The organism is Parabacteroides distasonis (assembly GCF_004793765.1).
GTDB lineage: Bacteria > Bacteroidota > Bacteroidia > Bacteroidales > Tannerellaceae > Parabacteroides > Parabacteroides distasonis_A.
Window position 1 is genome coordinate 1 of record NZ_SRYM01000172.1, and the last position, 334, is coordinate 334.

The 334-nt window shown below is 48.2% G+C and carries 1 pseudogene; it reads right to left on the minus strand.

Features of this window, described 5'->3' with window-relative positions:
• Nucleotides 1–274 (minus strand): annotated as a pseudogene (locus E5342_RS19235) (AAA family ATPase); the annotation flags it as partial.
• Between the last annotated feature and the right edge of the window lie 60 nt (nt 275–334).

Below are 334 nucleotides of genomic sequence, written 5' to 3' on the forward strand. Positions count from 1 at the left end.
GTGGCAGGTATGCCGAATACTTCAGTACCTCGTCATTCTTCAACGCTGCCGCAACGATAGCGGAAATGTTGAATGTCTTTTTGCTCTTGGCTTTACCCGTGGATGCGCTGAAATTACCCAGCGTGCCAATGGTAGAGCCGTTCACCCAAAGTATTTCGGGCGGTACTTCGTAAGTGTCCGTCACCTTTAGATGAATGGTTTTCCAAAGGGCTGCGAAATCCTCTTTCTGCATGGTGATGTCCTGCCCGGCTTCTGTCGCTTTTCTATTTTCCATAGCCGTTATTTCTTTAGAGGACGGTTAAGGATATACTTCTGCGCTTCCTGCTCTATCTGC